This is a genomic window from Sphingomonas ginsenosidivorax, assembly GCF_007995065.1.
Lineage (GTDB): Bacteria > Pseudomonadota > Alphaproteobacteria > Sphingomonadales > Sphingomonadaceae > Sphingomonas > Sphingomonas ginsenosidivorax.
On the sequence record NZ_VOQR01000001.1, the window covers coordinates 26,498 to 43,958 of the forward strand.

The window sequence follows — 17,461 nt, forward strand, 5'->3', positions numbered from 1 at the left end:
ATGTAGGAACGAACGCCGCCGCGAACAGATGCGGCCGACAGATGCTGGGACCAAGATGCGGGTCAGCGCGCCTTTGCGCGCCGCCAGAACGGCTTGGCGCTGCCCGATTGCAGCACGCCGCGCCGGAACATCCGCGCACCCACGCTGATGAAGATCGTCACCCACAGGGCCTGCCACGCCAGCGCCGCAAGATGCGGCCACAGCACGGGCGAGTTCGCGGCATGCCCCGCCATCGCGAACGGCGACGACAGCGGGAACAGCTCGGCGAAGGTCGCCAGCGCGCTGCCCGGCTTCGACACCGCGGCGGAGGACAATGCGAACATCGCCACCTGCAGGATCGTGATCGGCAGGCTGAGCATCTGGATCTCGCGCATCGTCGACGCCTGTGCGCCGACGCCCAGGAACACCGCGCCGAGCAGCAGATACGCCATCGTGAAATAGGCGCCGAACAGCAACGCGAACATCGCCGTGCCGACCGCGGGCGCGAGTTCGCCGAGGCCAGCCGCCATCGCCGGCGGCAGGACCGACCCGATCTGCCCGACCACCGTCCCCCAGAACGCGACGAACAGTACCGCGACGCCGAACATCCCGAGCAGCTTGCCGAAGAACACCGATTCCAGCGGTACCGCGGCGGCCAGCACCTCGATCACCTTGCTGTTGCGCTCCTCGGCCATCGTGCCGACCACCTGGCCCGACAGGAACAGCGTCAGGAAGAAGATGCCGAAGACCGCGAAGAACGCCGACTGGTGCTGCCCGCCGATCGAGCTGCCCTGGCGTTGCACTAAAGTCTTGGTTGCCGCGACGGCCGGCAGCGTCCCGCCCAGCCGTTCGGCCGCAAGCGTCGATCCTGCGAGTAATGCCAGATAGTCCGCCGCGCGGTCGCCGCGCGGACCGTAGAGGATCTGCGGCCGGTCGAGCGTGCCATAGAGCACGGCGGTCGCATCGAGGTCTTTTCGCGCGAAGGCCGCACGCGCCTGTGCGGTCGGATCGCCCTCGGGCGCGATCGTCGTCAGCGCAGGCGGCGCCTCTTCGGCGCGGAAGATGGTTCGCAGCCGGCGGTCGGCGGCGGCGATCGGGCGAGCGACCGTCGCCGGCACGATCGCGACGATCCGCGCCTTGTCCTGCGCGCCGTCGGCGACGCTCGCCGCGCCCAGCCCGCCGATCGCGCCGAACGACCCCATGATCACCGGCGCGAACAGGAACAGCAGGAAGATCGGCGTGAACACCGTCGCGACGAAATCGCGCCGCGCGATCGTCAGCGTCTGGCGCAGCGTGCGGCGGAACCGGCTCTGGGACCTGCTCATGCCTGCGCCTCCTGCTCACCGACGATGCGGACGAAGGCCTCGTGCAGGCCCGGCCGCTCGATCGACAGGCCAGCGATACCATGCCCTGCGTCGATCAGCCGCACCAGCAGCCGCTCGATTCCCTCGCCCGGCAGTTCGAACCGCCATCCTGCGCCATCGGATACCGCATCGGCGGGCAGGATTCCCGCGATCGCCGGATCGGGCCGCTGCGGCGTGTAGCGGACACGCTGCGGCAGCATCCCGCGCGCGTCGTCGACCGTGCCCTCGAACCGACGCTTGCCGCCTGCGATGATCGCGAGGCGGTCGCACAGCCGCTCGGCATGGCTCATGATATGCGTCGAGAACAGCACCGTGGCGCCGCGATCGCGCTCGACCAGGATCAGCTTCTCGAGCCGTTCCTGGTTGACCGGATCGAGCCCGGAAAAGGGTTCGTCGAGCACCAGCAGGTCGGGCTGGTGCACCACCGACCCGAGCAGCTGGACGAGCTGCGCCATCCCCTTCGACAATTTGCGGATCTTCTCGTCGACCGCATGGCCGAGCCCGGCACCCTCCATCAGCGTCACCGCGCGGGCGCGCCCGGTCTTGAGGTCGAGCCCGCGCAGCGCGCCCAGGAACGCGATCGCCTCGCGCGCCTTCATCCCCGGATACAGGCCGCGCTCCTCGGGCAGATAGCCGACCCGGTCGCTCGCATCGCGCGGCGCATCGAAGCCGAGCAAAGTCCGGCGGCCCGCGTCGGGCTCGATGATGCCGAGCAGCATGCGCAGCGTCGTCGTCTTGCCCGCGCCGTTGGGGCCGAGCACGCCATAGATCGATCCGGTCGGTACGCGGATGTCGACGCCGTCGACGACCCTCCGGTCGCCGAACCTCTTGACCAGACCATCGGCGGTGACCGCCCATTCATCACGCAACGCCGATCTTCCTTCCAGGCCGAGCCGCGTGGTAGCGGGTGCGCGTGGCAGTAGACAAGCTGGAAGACCGGATCCGGGCCAAGGCCGCCGAACTCGGGTTCGCGGCCTGCGGCCTCGCGCGCGCCGACGCTGCACCGCGCGCGGGCGAGCGGCTCCACCAATGGCTCGCCGAGGGCCGCCACGGCGACATGATCTGGATGGAGGAGCGCAAGCATCACCGCGAAAGCCCCGCCGGCTTGTGGCCCGAAGTCCGCAGCATCATCGCGCTCGGGCTCAGCTATGCACCCAAGGAGGATCCGCTGCGGCTCGCGGACGAAGGCGGGGTAGGGCGCATCTCGGTCTATGCGCAGGGCGGCGACTATCACGACGTCATGAAGCGCGCGCTGAAGGCGCTCGGCCGCTGGCTCGCCAAGGAGGCGGGGTGCGACCTGAAGGTGTTCGTCGACACCGCGCCGGTCATGGAAAAGCCGCTGGCCGAAGCCGCGGGGCTCGGCTGGCAGGGCAAGCACACCAACCTCGTCAGCCGCACCGCGGGCAGCTGGCTGTTCCTCGGCGCGATCTACACCACGCTGGACCTTGCGCCGGACACGCCGGGCTCGGACAGCTGCGGCAGCTGCACCGCGTGCCAGACCGCGTGCCCGACCGACGCCTTCCCCGCGCCGTACCAGCTCGATGCGCGTCGCTGCATCTCGTACCTGACGATCGAGCATGCGGGGCCGATCCCGCGCGAATTCCGCCGCGGCATCGGCAATCGCATCTATGGCTGCGACGATTGCCTGGCGGTCTGCCCATGGAACAAGTTCGCCGCCGCAGCCCAGGCCAACCTCGCCTTTGCTCCGCGCGCGGAACTGGTTGCGCCGGGCCTCGCCGACCTCCTCGCGCTCGACGACGCCGGCTTCCGACAGGTCTTCGCTGGCTCCCCGATCAAGCGCATCGGCCGCGACAAGATGACCCGCAACGCGCTGATCGCCGCGGGCAACAGCGGCGATCCGGACCTGCTCGCGTCGGTCGCAGCGCTGCTCGACGACCCGGCCACGGTCGTCCGCGGTGCCGCAGTCTGGGCGCTCGGGCGCCTCGATGCGGCGCGGTGGCAGACTGAACGGTCCGGACGGATCGCCGCGGAAGCGGATAGCGCGGTTCTGGCGGAATGGGGCTGATGACCGCGGGCGCTGTCCGTCGGACGTCCAGTCGCGGCTTGCTGCGCCTATGAAAAAGCGGTCCGGCGGACGGATCCGCCGGACCGAAAGGATCCGTCTAGGGAGCTTCACTTCGCCCGGACGTTATGTATCTGTCTAATCCATACCAATTCGATATAAATAGCAATTTACCGATTTTGCGGCGAGCCGAGGCTAAACTCAGGCGAATCATTTTTCGTACAGTAGCATCCCGTCAACTGTTCTTCAGGTACGGAAAAAAGCATTTCGAGTGTTCTCGAAAAGCTCATGCACAACCAAATTTCCTGCGCGACAACTTCGACGGCCGGCCTTCCGACCGTCGAAATCGGATCAGAGCGCGTTGCCTGAAGCGTTCGGGTCTTCGCTGTTGATCAGGCCGGTCGTGTTCGTCGCGTCCAGCCCATCGGTGACCGAGAGGTTCGCATCGGACTCCTCGACGATAGTGTTCGATTCGGTCGTCGTGTTCGACGTGTCCGCGGTCTTCGAGCACGCCGCGACGCCGAGCGCGAGAACGGCCATCATGGGTACGAGTGCGATCTTCTTCATGGATAAGTCTCCGTAACAATCCGGGCCGAGGACGGTACACAGGGCGAAAGCCCGTTGTTCCCCCTGCAAATGCTACGCGGCGCCTCGGCAGCGCGCAATACCCTATCGGTTCGCTGGGATTTGCTGTGGTTTCCGCCGTCTGACTCCCTCGGTTCGGACTCCAGCCCTTCGCCCCACCCTTCATAAATCGCGCGAACGTCGCTATGCCGCGCGCATTGTTCCTCCGCGAAGGCGCCGCATGACCGTCATCACAGAAGCCGACCTGATCGAGAGCGTCGCCGACGCGCTGCAGTTCATCAGCTATTATCACCCGATGGATTACATCCGCGCGCTGGGCGTCGCGTACGAGGCCGAGCAGAGCCCCGCCGCCAAGGACGCGATCGCGCAGATCCTGACCAATTCGCGGATGTGCGCCGAGGGGCACCGCCCGATCTGCCAGGATACCGGCATCGTCACGATCTTCGTCAAATGGGGCCAGGAGTGCCGGCTCGACTCGACGCGGTCGCTGCAGGAGGTCGTCGATGAGGGCGTTCGGAAGGCGTATCTCAACCCCGAGAACAAACTGCGCGCCTCGATCCTCGCAGACCCCGCCTTCACGCGGCGGAACACCAAGGACAACACGCCGAGCGTGATGCATGTCGAGATGGTGCCTGGCAGCACCGTCTCGATCGACGTCGCGGCCAAGGGCGGCGGCAGCGAGAACAAGTCCAAGTTCAAGATGATGAACCCGAGTGACTCGATCGTCGACTGGGTGCTCGAGATGATCCCGCAAATGGGCGCGGGCTGGTGCCCGCCGGGCATGCTCGGCATCGGCATCGGCGGCACCGCCGAGAAGTCGATGCTGCTCGCCAAGGAATCGCTGATGGGCGCGATCGACATGGCGCAGCTCAAGGCGCGCGGCCCCAAGACCGACATCGAGGCGCTGCGGATCGAGATCTACGACAAGGTCAACGCGCTCGGCATCGGCGCGCAGGGGCTGGGCGGGCTGTCGACCATCCTCGACGTCAAGATCTTCGACTGGCCGACGCACGCCGCGTCGAAGCCGGTGGCGATGATCCCGAACTGCGCTGCAACCCGCCACGCGCATTTCACGCTCGACGGATCGGGCCCGGTGTATCTCGAGGCGCCCAAGCTCGAGGAATGGCCCGACGTCAACTGGACCCCCGACAAGGCCGCGATCCGCGTCGACCTCGACACGCTGACGCCCGAAGTCGTGCAGACCTGGAAGCATGGCGACCGGCTGTTGCTCAACGGCAAGATGCTCACCGGCCGCGACGCCGCGCACAAGCGGATCGCCGACATGCTGGCCAAGGGTGAGGAGCTCCCCGTCGATTTCCGTGGTCGGGTGATCTATTATGTCGGCCCGGTCGATCCGGTCGGCGAAGAGGTGGTCGGCCCCGCCGGCCCCACCACCGCGACGCGGATGGACAAGTTCACGCGGATGATGCTCGACCAGGGCCTCCTCGCGATGGTCGGCAAGGCCGAGCGCGGCCCCGACGCGACCAAGGCGATCGCCGAGCGCAAATCGGCGTATCTGATGGCGGTCGGCGGCGCGGCCTATCTGGTCGCGCGCGCGATCAAGGGCAGCAAGGTGGTCGGCTTCGCGGACCTGGGGATGGAGGCGATCTACGAGTTCGAGGTCAGCGACTTCCCGGTGACGGTTGCGGTCGACGCGGCGGGCGAGAACGTCCACCAGCTCGCGCCCCTGGTGTGGCGCGAGAAGATTGCGCGGGAGGGGTTGCTGGTCGGGGCGTAAGTCGGCGGTACATTCGTCACCCCAGCGAAGGCTGGGGTCTCCCGAGGCTCCTGTCCCGCGCCAGCCTAGGGAGATCCCAGCCTTCGCTGGGAGGACGGCTAAGGGGGGGAGAACTCACCGCGCCGCCATCGCCCAGCGCAACACCGTCCCCGCGCCCATAGCCCCGGCACGCAGCGCGACCTTCTCGCGCAGCGGCACCCGCAACCCGTGCATCGTCCTCGCCCAGCCCGGCAACAGGTCGACCCCCGACTGCAACAGAATCTGCTGCAGAGGCTGCGACGCGAAATTGGGGGCAGGCTGATCGAGCAGCACGCCTGCCACGTCGCGGGTCCGCGCATCGACGCGCAGCGCGCCGCGCATCCGGCGTAGATACGCCTCCACCGTGGCCCGGCTCTCCGGTACCCCCGCCGCGCCCAGCCGGCGCGCCAGATCGGCCATCTCCGCATAGTACAGGTCCTGCCGCGCGCCCGGAAACCTCGGGTCGCGGTACCGGACATGGGCGGAGAGGAAACTGCGCGCCTCGGCGACATGGACCCAGGTGAGCAGGTTGGGATCGTCCGCGCTGTACGGCGTGCCGTCGGGCAGTGTCCCTCGGACGAATCCGTGCACGCGCCGGACCCGCGCGATCATGTTTTCTGCGCTCTCGGTCGATCCATAGGTGGTGGCGGCGATGAACCGTGCGGTCCGCTTCAGCCGTCCGGCCATGTCGTCGCGGAACCCCGAATGGTCCCAGACGCCCGCCAGCACCGCCGGATGCAGCATTTGCAGCAGCAGCGCGGATACGCCGCCGATCATCATCGCGGTGAAGTCGCCATGCACCTGCCAGCTCGCGGAGTCGGGGCCGAACAGGCCATCGTCGCCGGCCGGCCGCGTCAGGTCGACCGCGGCCGCCTCGTCGGAACCCATCAGCGTCCGGATCTGGTCTTGAATGGCGTCACGCAGCATCGCGAATAATCTGGGGCGCGGCCCAGGGCGCGCCAACCGGCTGCGAGAAAATAAGGCAGAAATGAAAAGAGGTTGCCGGGGCGCATCCCTGCGACCCGACAACCTCCAGACATGGTCAGCGGCCGGAGAGCTCCAGCCCGGAGGACCATGCGAACCGCCTTGCCTGTGAATCACGCCGTTGACTGGAGGAGAAGCCCTCCCGGCGCGACATCTCGGCGTTTAGCGGCGCGTCCCCCGAACGAACCGAACCGAACTCACTGCTGAACCATGAGACATCGGATCACCTCCTTTCGCTTGTTGAAACAACGCGGCCAAGCCTGGCCGCCCCCGCAATGTGTATTGGGTAGGTCGCTGTTACAAGCGCTTATTTGGATGGTCTCGGCAAAGCGTTGTCATTGGGGGGCTAGCCCCGGCAATCCTCGGTGACGCGTTCGATTTCGGCCCAGGCGGGGAGAACGAGCGTGGCCTGTCCGGCCTGCGCCACGACGAAGCGGCCGCGACTGAATCCCATCGCCTCCAGGATCGGATCGGTGGGTGCCAGCGCGGCGGCGACATAGGGAACGGTGCCGCCGACCGGCTGCACCGGCAGGCTGCGCGTCGTGCTCGACGTGCGGATCGTTAGCGGCTGGACCGCGCTGCCCGCGCGCGACAGGAAGATCTGCCGCGCGGTCAGGTCGCAGCGCAGTGTCAGCGCGGCGTCGGTGCCCACGGCGCCGAACAGCGCGATCGATCCGCGTGCGTCGCGGCGATAGGTCCAGGTACCCGCACTGTACGGCAGGTCGCGCCAGTCTGCGGCCGGCGGCTGGGCAGGGACCGGCACGGGTCGCGGCGCAGGAGCGGGCGGCTGCGGCCGCGGAGCCGGCGGGGCTGCGACGCAGGCGCCGACGAGAAGCAGGACGGCGAGGGGGGCAAGGGCGCGCATGCCCCAAGCTATGGCGGAAGCACGGCGGACGCTCAACCCGCGGGCGTGGTCGCTCCGCGGGGAACCGCCGCGCCCTGCTACCGGTTCAGCGTCCGAACGTCTTGGAGAACCACCGTGTCCGATACCCCCGTCACCCCGACCCAGCTGCTCGTGCAGGCGAACATCTCCGGCACCATGAAGGTTGAGAGCCGGGACGGCGACTCGGTCGGATCGGTCCATGCGTTCATGGTCCACAAGGGCACCGGGCGCGTCACGCACGCGGTGCTGAGCCTCGGCGGCTTCCTCGGCATGGGCAAGAGCTTCTACCCGCTCCCGTTCGCGCTGCTACAGTTCGATTTGATCCGCGACCTGTACATGGTCACGATCGACAAGCGCGTCCTCGAAGGCGGCCCCAGCTGGGCGAACAACGCGCCGGTGTTCGACCAGGCCTATGCCGACCGCGTGGCCAGCTATTACGGGTCGAGCAGCGAGAATCTGACCGTCGGTTAAGCGGCGAACCGCGTTGCGTAGATGTCTGGTCGGTAGGATGGAACGGGAATAGCAATCCCGGTAGCTTGCGCAGCTTCCAACCAGTTCTCGATCGCATCATGAACGTTGACTAGCGCCTCGTCGGACGTGTCGCCGTGGGTGGTGCAGTATCGAAGGTCCGGGACATCCGCGATCCAGCAGTCATCGTCCTGCGACCAGAACAGATTGATGTGGTAGCGAGGCTCGCTCATGAGTCGATATGTAGGCCATGTTCGTCCAAGAGTTCAAGGAACCGCCTTGCGAGGTACGCTTTTATGGCCTTGCCGTGGGGTAAGACCGTAAAAATGCCGGGAACTTTGGGATGAGCATATTGGCGATGGCTGCCTTTGGTCCGCACATGCTCGAAGCCCGTCGCGTCGAGTAACCGTTCGAAATCCGCGAAAGAAATTGCCGCTTTCGGGTTTGCCATACGGTCGCGTAAAGTTTTGCGATGCGGGTCACCCAACCCTCCCCCTTGGCGCGATCATCGCCGAGGGTAGACGGCACCGTTACCGCCGTCAGAAAGGAAGGATCGGCATCCGACCTACCGCGACCGTGATCCCCCCATCCGCATCTTCTGGCTCTTCCCATAGCGCGTTTTGCGCGTCCCCGGCTTGCCTTCGTTGCTGCGGCCCATCATCGGCGCCTTCTGCTGGTCGGCCGGCAATCCGAGCTCGTCATTCTCCAGCTGGCGGATCTCGTCGCGCAGGCGGCCCGCGGTCTCGAACTCCAGGTCGCTCGCGGCCTTGCGCATCTGCTTCTCGAGATCCTCGATATAGGCGCGCAGGTTGTGGCCGACCATGTGCGGCCGGTCCTCGTCGATCGGGACGGTGACCTGGTCGCCGCTGGCGACGTGGGCGATGATGTCTCCGATGTTGCGTTTGATGGTGGTCGGCGTGATGCCGTGTTCGGTGTTGTAGGCGATCTGCTTCTCGCGCCTGCGCCCGGTTTCGTTCATCGCGCGCTCCATCGAGCCCGTGATGCGATCGGCGTAGAGGATGACGCGGCCATCGACGTTGCGCGCGGCGCGGCCGATCGTCTGGATCAGCGAGGTCTCGGAGCGCAGGAAGCCTTCCTTGTCCGCATCGAGGATCGCGACCAGCCCGCATTCGGGGATGTCTAATCCCTCGCGCAACAGGTTGATGCCGATCAGCACGTCGTACACGCCGAGGCGCAGGTCGCGGATCAGCTCGATGCGCTCGAGCGTCTCGACGTCGCTGTGCATGTAGCGGACCTTGATCCCCGCCTCGTGCATATATTCGGTGAGGTCCTCCGCCATCCGCTTGGTCAGCGTGGTGACGAGCGTGCGGTATCCAGCGTCGGTCGTCTTGCGCGCCTCGACGATCAGGTCCTGGACCTGTTCCTCGACCGGCTTGATCTCGACGGGCGGATCGATCAGCCCGGTGGGGCGGATGACCTGTTCGGCGAACACGCCGCCGGTCTGCTCCATCTCCCACGACCCCGGCGTCGCCGAGACATAGGTCGTCTGCGGCCGCATCGCGTCCCATTCGTTGAAGCGCAGTGGACGGTTGTCGATCGCCGAGGGTAGGCGGAAGCCATATTCGGCGAGCGTCAGTTTGCGCCGGTGATCGCCGCGCGACATGCCGTTGATCTGCCCGATCGTGACATGGCTCTCGTCGACGAACAGCAGCGCGTTGTCGGGGAGATACTCAAACAAGGTGGGCGGCGGCTCGCCTGGCATGCGCCCGGTCAGGAAGCGCGAGTAATTCTCGATCCCTGCGCAGGAGCCCGTCGCCGCGATCATCTCGAGGTCGAAATTGGTGCGCTGCTCGAGCCGCTGCGCCTCCAGCAGCTTGCCCTCGATCACCAGCTCCTTCAGCCGCTCGGCGAGTTCGTGCTTGATCGCCTCGCCTGCCTGCTTGAGCGTCGGCCCCGGCGTCACGTAATGCGAGTTGGCGTAGATGCGGATCGAGTTGAGGCTCGCGATCTTGCTGCCGGTCAGCGGATCGAACTCGGTGATCTCCTCGATATCGTCGCCGAAGAACGACACGCGCCACGCGCTGTCCTCGTAATGCGACGGAAAGATCTCGAGCGTGTCGCCCTTCACGCGGAAATTGCCGCGCTGGAACGCGGCGTCGTTGCGCTTGTACTGCAGCGCGACGAGCTTGCGCACGATCTCGCGCTGGTCGACCGTCGTACCCTTCTTCAGGTCGAAGATCATCGCCGAATAGGTCTCGACCGAGCCGATGCCGTACAGACACGACACCGACGCGACGATGATCACGTCGTCGCGTTCGAGCAGCGCGCGCGTCGCCGAATGCCGCATCCGATCGATCGACTCGTTGGTCGAGCTTTCCTTCTCGATGTAGGTGTCCGACCGCGCGACATAGGCCTCGGGCTGGTAATAATCGTAATAGCTGACGAAATATTCGACCGCGTTGTTCGGGAAGAACGACTTCATCTCGCCGTAGAGCTGCGCCGCCAGGATCTTGTTGGGCGCGAGGATCAGTGCCGGGCGCTGCACCGCCTCGATCACCTTGGCGACGGTGAAGGTCTTGCCCGATCCGGTGACGCCTAGCAGCACCTGATCCTTCTCGGCGTCGTTCACGCCGGCGACGAGCTCGGCGATTGCGCCGGGCTGGTCGCCGCTGGGCGTGTAGTCGCTGACGAGTTCGAAGCGCTTGCCGCCCTCCACCTTGGCGGGGCGTGCCGACGGGCGGTGCGGGATGAAGGTCTCGCCGGTTTCGGGCTCGGCGAGACTGGTGCGGATCTGGATGGCCATAGGTCTCGAATATGGGTTGGACGGTAGAGGGGCGCAACGGCGGAACGAGGACGGTGCCTGCCCTCACCCATCGCCGGCTGCGCCGTCTCTCCCTCTCCCATCGGGAGAGGGAAGGGGCCCACCGGCGCAGTCGGTGGGAAGGGTGAGGGCAGGTTAGTGCAGCGCCCGCACCGCTGGCGTGTCGAGGCATCGCAACAACGCCGCTCGCGCTACGACCGGCACGACAGTCGGCTTGGCATAGGCCGCCACCTCGACCGGGCGGCCGATCGCCACCGGATCGAACCCGCTCTGCCCGGTGCAGCGCATCGCCTCGGCCAGCAGCTTCGGCGGCGTGTCATACGCCTCGTACGACAGCCGGAACGTCCCCCAATGGATCGGGATCGCATGCGCGGCGCCAAGACCCTGATAGACCCGCACCGCATCGACGGGCCCGATATGGCTGCCCGAAGCCATCTGCCCGGGCGCGAAGCGGAACGCGCCGATCGGGATCAGCGCGAGCCGGATCGGCCCGATCGTCGCGGCCTCGGCAGGCCAGCGGCCGTCGCCCATCCCGGTGTCGCCCGCGAAGAACAGGTTGCCGCCCGGCAGCGTGACGACGAAGCTCGACCACAGCGCGCGATTGCGATCGGTGAACCAGCGGCTGCCCCAATGATGGTTGCGCGTGACGACGACGTCGATGCCGGGGCGGATCGCGACCCGTCGACCCCAGTCGACCGCGGTTGCCTGCGCACCCGACTGCGCGATCACGCTGTCGTTGCCAAGACTCGTGACGATCCGCGGGCGGTCGCGGCGCCAGATCGTGCCGAGCGTCTTCAGGTCCATGTGATCGTAATGATCGTGGCTGACGAGCACGAGATCGATCTTCGGCAGCGCATCGAGCGCGATCCCCGGGGCTGCGACGCGGCGCGGGCCGGTGCCCAGCGGCCCGGCCCGGTCGCTCCATACCGGGTCGGTGAGGATGTTGAGGCCCTGCGTCTGGATCAGGACGCTCGCATGGCCGACCCAGGTCACGACCATCCGCGCGCCGTCGACGCGGGCAGGCGGCGTGGCGGGGTTTACAGCCACCGAGGTCGGCCAGTCCGAGCGGCCGTCGCTGCCGGTCAGCGCGCGCCAGAAGAACCGGGCGCGTCCGCCGCCGGGTGCGCCGGTATCGGCATCGCCATCGGGGTTGGCGAAGCGCGCGCCGTCGAAATGGTCCGTCGTCGCGCCGCGATAATAGATGCGGTCGAGGAACCGCGGGACGATCGTCACCGCGAGCGCCACCGCGACGACCAGGAAAAGCAGCAGCGTACCGACGATCTTCAGGACAGACGCCAAGACAGGTTCCCACGGTCCACGTGCCGCCGCCGACAAACGCCAGGTGTCGCCGAAGGGTTCACGCAAATCCGCCGCTTGGCGCGCCGACAGATCGCCGATAGCGTGAGCGCGGGACACGAAGGGGATGATATGCGCCGACTGATGCTCGCACTGCTGCTCGCGACTGCCGTGCCGGCCACGGCGAAGACGGTGGTGGTCGAGGAACGCTCGGTCGCGGATCTCCAGGCGGACATGGCCGCGGGCAAGGCGTCGAGCGTCGACCTCACCCGCGCCTATCTCGCGCGGATCGCCGCGATGGATCGCAAGGGGCCGACGCTGCGCAGCGTGATCGCGATCAACCCCGATGCGCTGGCACAGGCCAAGGCGCTCGACGCCGAGCGCAAGGCCGGGCGCGTGCGCGGACCGCTGCACGGCGTGCCGGTGCTGATCAAGGACAATATCGAGACCGCGGACGCGATGCCGACCACCGCGGGCAGCCTGGCGCTGAAGGCCAATCTCACGCGCCGCGACGCGCCGGTGGTGGCGCGGCTACGCGCGGCGGGTGCCGTGATCCTCGGCAAGACCAACCTCAGCGAATGGGCGAACATCCGCTCGACGCGGTCGATGAGCGGGTGGAGCGCGGTCGGCGGTCTGGTCCGCAACCCCTATGCGCTCGACCGCACTGCCTGCGGATCGTCGAGCGGGTCGGGTGCGGCGATCGCGGCGAGCTTCGCCGCGGCGGCGGTGGGGACGGAGACCGACGGCTCGGTGGTCTGCCCGTCGTCGATCAACGGGCTGGTCGGGCTGAAACCCTCGATCGGCCTCGTCAGCCGCACGCACGTCGTGCCGATCAGCCATAGCCAAGACACGCCCGGGCCGATGGCGCGCAGCGTCCGCGACGTCGCGATGCTGTTGTCGGCGATGGTCGGCGCGGACGCGGCGGACTCCGCCACTGCGGGCGCCGTGCCGCGCGACTATGCCGTCGCGCTGTCGGCGAGCGCGCTGTCGGGGTTGCGCGTCGGCGTGATCCGGCCGGAGATGACCGCCGACGTCGCCGCGCGCTACCAGGCCGCGCTCGACGTGCTGAAGGCGGCGGGCGCGGTGCTCGTCGAGGTGAAGCAGCCCAAGCTGGAGGGGATCGGCGAGGCCGAACTGCTGGTGCTGCAGACCGAACTGAAGGCCGACCTCGACACCTATCTCGCCACCAGCCCGGCGCCGATCGCGACCCGCTCGCTCGACCAGGTGATCGCGTTCAACGCCGCCAATCCTGCGACCGAGATGCCGTTCTTCGCGCAGGAGACGTTCGAGGCGGCGGCCAAGACCAAGGGGCTCGCCGACCCGGCCTATCTCGCGGCGCGCGCGAAGTCGTTGCGGCTGGCGGGCGCCGAGGGGATCGACGCGATGCTCAAGGCGGCGGGTGCGACCGTCCTGGTCGAGCCGACCTATGGCCCCGCCTGGCTCAGTGAGCCGGTCTATGGCGACGAATATGGCGGGCCGAGTTCGAGCGAACTGCCGGCGATCGCGGGGTATCCGAACCTGACCGTGCCGATGGGACTGGTCCGCGGGCTGCCGGTCGGGCTGTCGTTCATCGCGACGAAGCTGGGCGAGGGCGTCGTGCTGGGTGCAGGCTATGCGTATGAACAGCGGGCGAAGGCGCGGGTCGCGCCGCGGTATCTGCCGACCGCGGATGCCGGGTCGGGACTGGAGGGTACGCGCTGACCGGCGTCAGGAGGCGGCCTTCACCCGTTCGCCGAGCGACAGCGTCTCGCCGCGGCTGACGATCACGCGGTCGCCGAGCTTGACCGCACCGAACAGCAGCTTGGCAAACGGCTTGGGCACCCCGACGCAGCCATGCGTGGCGAGGTCGGACCCGACCGGGCTGCCATGGATCGAGATCCCGTCATTGGTCAGCCGCAGCATGTACGGCATCGGCGCGTTATAGAGGTTCGAGACGTGGGTCGCGTCCTTCTGGCTGATCGCGAACACGCCGAGCGGGGTCGGCTTGTCGTCGGCGCCATAGACCATCACCGCGGTGCCGATCTCGTAGCCGCCGCGGAACACCGACAGCACCTGTGCCGCCAGGTCGACGGTGACGACGATCGGCCCGGCGGGGACGCCCGCCTCGTCCCAGTAATAGTCGCCGTGGACGAAGGGCGATTTGACCGCGAGGATCCGCTTCACGACATAGCCGGGATCGGGGGGCGGCGTCGCAGGCGCGGGCTTCGCGATCGCTGCCGGCTTGACGGGGGGCGGGGCCTTGGCGGGCGCAGGGCGGGTCGTCACCGCCGGCGCTTCCGATCCGCCGAGCACGGCGACCGCGCCGGCCAGGCCCGCGGTGCCGCACAGCACGGCGATCGCCACTATCTGCATCGCCCTGATCTTCGCCATCGAACCGACCCTTGCGTTGAACCTGCGGCATGCCGGCGATGCGCCGGCCGCGCCAGTGGCGATTGCGCGCTGTCCCGCCGCGGCACGACGTGTGGCGCCGTACATCCTGTCGCCCCGCGCGCCTAAACCCCGGGTTAACGCGCCGTTCCGAGGCCGTTCAGCCCGACTCGCCTACCGCTTGCAACACGGTCGGACAGATATGCGTTTGTGTCATGCGGATCGGGTATTTGGAGGTTCGAAATGAGCGGATTGATCAAGAAGGCAGGTCTCGGGATCGCGCTGGCGGCCACCGCGCTGACGGCGGCGGCACCGGCGGACGCGCAGCGCTGGGGTCGCGGCGGTTATGGCTATCGCCACCATCGCGGCGGCAACGTCGCAGGCGCAGCCGTGCTCGGCGGCATCCTGGGGCTCGGTGTCGGTGCGGCGATCGCGAGCAACAACAATCGCGGCCGCTATTACGACCGCGGCTATTACAATGACGGCTATTATCGCGGTCCGCCGATCCGCAACTACTACCGCGACGACTATCGTCCGCGTTGCTGGACCGAATGGCGCCGCGATGCCTATTATGGCGATCCGGTGCAGGTCCAGGTCTGCAACTAGGCACGATACGGCGTCGGGATCGTTCCCGGCGCCGTTTTTTTGTGGCGTGCGCAGGGGTGTTGCCGCTAACGCGCGGGGATGACCGAGACTCCAGAAACGCCGCAAGTCGAAGCCGTGCAGGGTGACACCCCGCCCGATCGCCTCTCGACCAACTATCGCAGCCCGTTCTTCCAGCAGGACCTGCTCGAGCGCGGCATCGGCATCCGCTTCAAAGGCGCGCAGCGCCACGACGTCGAGGAATATTGCATCTCGGAGGGCTGGATCCGCGTCGCGCTCGGCAAGAAGGTCGATCGCCACGGGAATCCGCTGACGCTCAAGCTGTCGGGCGATGTCGAGGCGTGGTTCGAGCGGCCGGCGGCAGACAAGGCCGACTAAACTCTTCCGTCACCCTGAACTCGTTTCAGGGTCCACTCGGCCCCGAGCGCTAGCGATCGTGGCGGGATGGATGCTGAAACAAGTTCAGCATGACGGAGCGCGGGCGGCGCGTTAGGCCGCCACCCCCTCCAGCGCCTCGCTAGCCTCGAGCCACTTCGCCTCGCTCGCGTCCAGCTTCACCTGGATTTCCGCGCGACGCTTGTTGAGGTCGCCCATCGACATCCGCGAGAAGCGCGGCTCGGCCTTGGCCGGATCGCTCATCGCCAGGTCGATCGCGGCGCATTCCTTGGTGAACTTGGCGGTCTGTTCCTCGACCTCGCGCAGCGCCTTGCGCAGCGCGGCGTCGTTGTTCTTCGCATCCGCCGCGGCCTTCTTGCCTGCCTTCTTGTCCGCCTTGGATGCGGCGTCACCCTTGCCCGCATCGCCCTTCAGCACGAACGCGATGTAATCGTCGAGGCTGCCGTCGAACTCCTTCGCGGTGCCGCCGTCGACCAGCACCAGCCGATCCGCGGTCAGTTCGAGCATGTGACGGTCATGGCTGACCAGCACCACCGCGCCGGTATAGGCGTTGAGCGCCTGCACCAAAGCCTCGCGCGCGTCGACGTCCAGATGGTTCGTCGGCTCGTCGAGGATCAGCATGTGCGGCGCGTCGCGCGTGATCAGCGCGAGCGCGAGGCGGGCGCGCTCGCCGCCCGACAGCTTGCCGACCTTGGTCGTCGCCTTGTCGCCCGAAAAGCCGAACCGGCCGAGCTGCGCGCGCACCGCGGCGGGCGTCGCGCCCTTCATCAGGTGCGCCATATGCTCGATCGGGGTGTCGTGCGGGTCGAGCTCCTCGACCTGATATTGGGTGAAATACCCGACCTTCATCTTGTTCGACGACGCCATCGCGCCGTCCATCGGCACCAGTTGCGCCGCGAGCAGCCGCGCCAGCGTGGTCTTGCCGTTGCCGTTGCGGCCGAGCAGCGCGACCCGGTCGTCGGGATCGAGCCGCATGTTGAGCCGCTTGAGGATCGGCACGTCGGCATAACCGACCGTCGCCATGTCGAGCGTGATCAGCGGCGGCCGCAGCTCGGTCGGGTTGGGGAAGCCGAACGACAGCGTCGGATCGTTGTAGCTCTCCGCGATCGGCTGCATCTTGGCGAGCATCTTCTGGCGCGACTGCGCCTGCTTCGCGGTCGAGGCGCGCGCGGAGTTCTTGGCGATGTACTCCTGCAGCTTCTCGCGCTGCACCGCCTGGTTGGCGCGGGCCGCCTCGATCTGCGCGAGCCGCTCGGCGCGCTGGCGCTCGAACGCGTCGTAGCCGCCGGGGTAAAGCGTGATCTTGCCGCCCTGCAGGTGCAGGATGTGGTCGACGACGTTGTTGAGGAAGTCGCGCTCGTGGCTGACCACGACGATCGTCGCCTTGTAGCCCTTGAGGAAGTCCTCGAGCCACATCACCGCTTCGAGATCGAGATGGTTCGACGGCTCGTCGAGCAGCAGCAGGTCGGGTTGCGAAAACAGCAACGCGGCGAGCGCGACGCGCATCTTCCAGCCGCCCGAGAAGCTGTCGAGCGTGCGCGCCTGCATCTCCTCGTCGAAGCCGAGGCCGAGCAGGATCTGCGCGGCGCGCGCCGGCGCGGTGTACGCGTCGATCGCGATGAGGCGCTCGTACACGTCGCCCAGCCGGTCGGGGTCCTCGCTCGTCTCGCTCTCGATCATCAGCGCGGCGCGCTCGAGGTCGGCCTCGAGCACGGTTTCGAACGGGGTCTTGGTGCCGTGCGGCGCTTCCTGCGCGAGATAGCCGATGCGCGACCCGCGCGGCATGTCGGCCGAGCCGTCGTCGGGCTCGAGCTGGCCCGCGATCACGCGCACCATCGTCGACTTGCCCGCGCCGTTGCGGCCGATCAGGCCGACGCGGCTGCCCGGCGGCAGCGCCGCGCTGGCGCCGTCGAGGATGACGCGGCCGCCCAGGCGCACCGTGATATTGTTCAGGTTCAGCATGCGCGCGCCGTTA

General features: G+C 67.6%; 17 protein-coding genes. 6 read left to right on the plus strand and 11 right to left on the minus strand.

What is annotated here, in order from left to right:
- Nucleotides 1–62 precede the first annotated feature (62 nt).
- Entirely contained in the window at nt 63–1,304 is a 1,242-nt protein-coding gene (locus FSB78_RS00130) for an ABC transporter permease (RefSeq protein ID WP_147078906.1), read from the minus strand.
- Complete coding sequence (locus FSB78_RS00135; protein WP_147078908.1) at nt 1,301–2,212, minus strand: ABC transporter ATP-binding protein; 912 nt, start codon at nt 2,210–2,212, stop codon at nt 1,301–1,303. The genes FSB78_RS00130 and FSB78_RS00135 overlap by 4 nt, the downstream gene beginning before the upstream one ends.
- Before the next feature lie 44 nt (nt 2,213–2,256).
- Between FSB78_RS00135 and queG the strand changes: the two genes are divergently transcribed.
- Nucleotides 2,257–3,369, plus strand: a complete 1,113-nt coding sequence (queG, locus tag FSB78_RS00140; RefSeq protein ID WP_422396650.1) for a tRNA epoxyqueuosine(34) reductase QueG — start codon at nt 2,257–2,259, stop codon at nt 3,367–3,369.
- Nucleotides 3,370–3,717: 348 nt separating this feature from the next.
- Here the strand turns inward: queG and FSB78_RS00145 are convergent, their stop codons facing one another.
- The gene (locus tag FSB78_RS00145; protein WP_147078912.1) at nt 3,718–3,933 is read right to left on the minus strand and encodes a hypothetical protein; all 216 of its coding nucleotides are present in this window, start codon (nt 3,931–3,933) and stop codon (nt 3,718–3,720) included.
- A gap of 238 nt (nt 3,934–4,171) precedes the next feature.
- On the opposite strand from FSB78_RS00145, the gene FSB78_RS00150 reads away from it, so the two are divergent.
- Nucleotides 4,172–5,689: a fumarate hydratase gene (locus tag FSB78_RS00150; RefSeq protein ID WP_147078914.1), complete on the plus strand. Its 1,518-nt coding sequence runs from the start codon at nt 4,172–4,174 to the stop codon at nt 5,687–5,689.
- A 114-nt stretch (nt 5,690–5,803) separates the two neighbouring features.
- On the opposite strand, the gene FSB78_RS00155 is transcribed toward FSB78_RS00150, so the two are convergent.
- On the minus strand, nt 5,804–6,634 hold the full coding sequence (locus FSB78_RS00155; protein ID WP_147078916.1) for an oxygenase MpaB family protein: 831 nt from the start codon (nt 6,632–6,634) through the stop codon (nt 5,804–5,806).
- Between the two features lie 403 nt (nt 6,635–7,037).
- On the minus strand, nt 7,038–7,556 hold the full coding sequence (locus tag FSB78_RS00160) for a hypothetical protein (RefSeq protein WP_147078918.1): 519 nt from the start codon (nt 7,554–7,556) through the stop codon (nt 7,038–7,040).
- Between the two features lie 174 nt (nt 7,557–7,730).
- Here FSB78_RS00160 and FSB78_RS00165 point away from each other — a divergent pair, with 174 nt between their 5' ends.
- A complete protein-coding gene (locus FSB78_RS00165) occupies nt 7,731–8,045 on the plus strand; it encodes a PRC-barrel domain-containing protein (RefSeq protein ID WP_147083923.1) in 315 nt (104 codons plus the stop codon).
- Here FSB78_RS00165 and FSB78_RS00170 read toward each other — a convergent pair.
- From FSB78_RS00170 to FSB78_RS00185, 4 genes are all read right to left on the minus strand, one after another.
- Complete coding sequence (locus tag FSB78_RS00170) at nt 8,042–8,275, minus strand: type II toxin-antitoxin system HicB family antitoxin (protein ID WP_147078920.1); 234 nt, start codon at nt 8,273–8,275, stop codon at nt 8,042–8,044. The two genes, FSB78_RS00165 and FSB78_RS00170, sit on opposite strands and share 4 nt — an antisense overlap.
- Nucleotides 8,272–8,493, minus strand: a complete 222-nt coding sequence (locus FSB78_RS00175) for a type II toxin-antitoxin system HicA family toxin (protein WP_242007886.1) — start codon at nt 8,491–8,493, stop codon at nt 8,272–8,274. The genes FSB78_RS00170 and FSB78_RS00175 overlap by 4 nt, the downstream gene beginning before the upstream one ends.
- A 114-nt stretch (nt 8,494–8,607) precedes the next feature.
- Nucleotides 8,608–10,806, minus strand: a complete 2,199-nt coding sequence (gene uvrB, locus FSB78_RS00180) for an excinuclease ABC subunit UvrB (RefSeq protein ID WP_147078922.1) — start codon at nt 10,804–10,806, stop codon at nt 8,608–8,610.
- Between the two features lie 153 nt (nt 10,807–10,959).
- Nucleotides 10,960–12,123 carry an MBL fold metallo-hydrolase gene (locus FSB78_RS00185; protein ID WP_147078924.1) on the minus strand — a complete coding sequence of 388 codons (1,164 nt, stop codon included), beginning with the start codon at nt 12,121–12,123 and terminating at the stop codon, nt 10,960–10,962.
- 129 nt (nt 12,124–12,252) lie between these two features.
- Between FSB78_RS00185 and FSB78_RS00190 the strand changes: the two genes are divergently transcribed.
- Entirely contained in the window at nt 12,253–13,821 is a 1,569-nt protein-coding gene (locus tag FSB78_RS00190; protein WP_147078926.1) for an amidase, read from the plus strand.
- Nucleotides 13,822–13,827: 6 nt separating this feature from the next.
- Here FSB78_RS00190 and FSB78_RS00195 read toward each other — a convergent pair whose 3' ends face one another.
- Nucleotides 13,828–14,490, minus strand: coding sequence for a L,D-transpeptidase family protein (locus tag FSB78_RS00195; protein WP_242007887.1), 663 nt, complete (start codon nt 14,488–14,490; stop codon nt 13,828–13,830).
- 240 nt (nt 14,491–14,730) lie between these two features.
- Here FSB78_RS00195 and FSB78_RS00200 point away from each other — a divergent pair, with 240 nt between their 5' ends.
- Both FSB78_RS00200 and FSB78_RS00205 read left to right on the plus strand, forming a co-directional pair.
- Nucleotides 14,731–15,093: a hypothetical protein gene (locus FSB78_RS00200; RefSeq protein ID WP_147078928.1), complete on the plus strand. Its 363-nt coding sequence runs from the start codon at nt 14,731–14,733 to the stop codon at nt 15,091–15,093.
- Between the two features lie 78 nt (nt 15,094–15,171).
- Nucleotides 15,172–15,468 (plus strand): DUF3297 family protein, encoded by a 297-nt coding sequence (locus FSB78_RS00205; protein WP_147078929.1) that lies wholly within the window; start codon nt 15,172–15,174, stop codon nt 15,466–15,468.
- Between the two features lie 111 nt (nt 15,469–15,579).
- On the opposite strand, the gene FSB78_RS00210 is transcribed toward FSB78_RS00205, so the two are convergent.
- Nucleotides 15,580–17,448, minus strand: coding sequence for an ABC-F family ATP-binding cassette domain-containing protein (locus tag FSB78_RS00210; RefSeq protein WP_147078931.1), 1,869 nt, complete (start codon nt 17,446–17,448; stop codon nt 15,580–15,582).
- Nucleotides 17,449–17,461 lie beyond the last annotated feature (13 nt).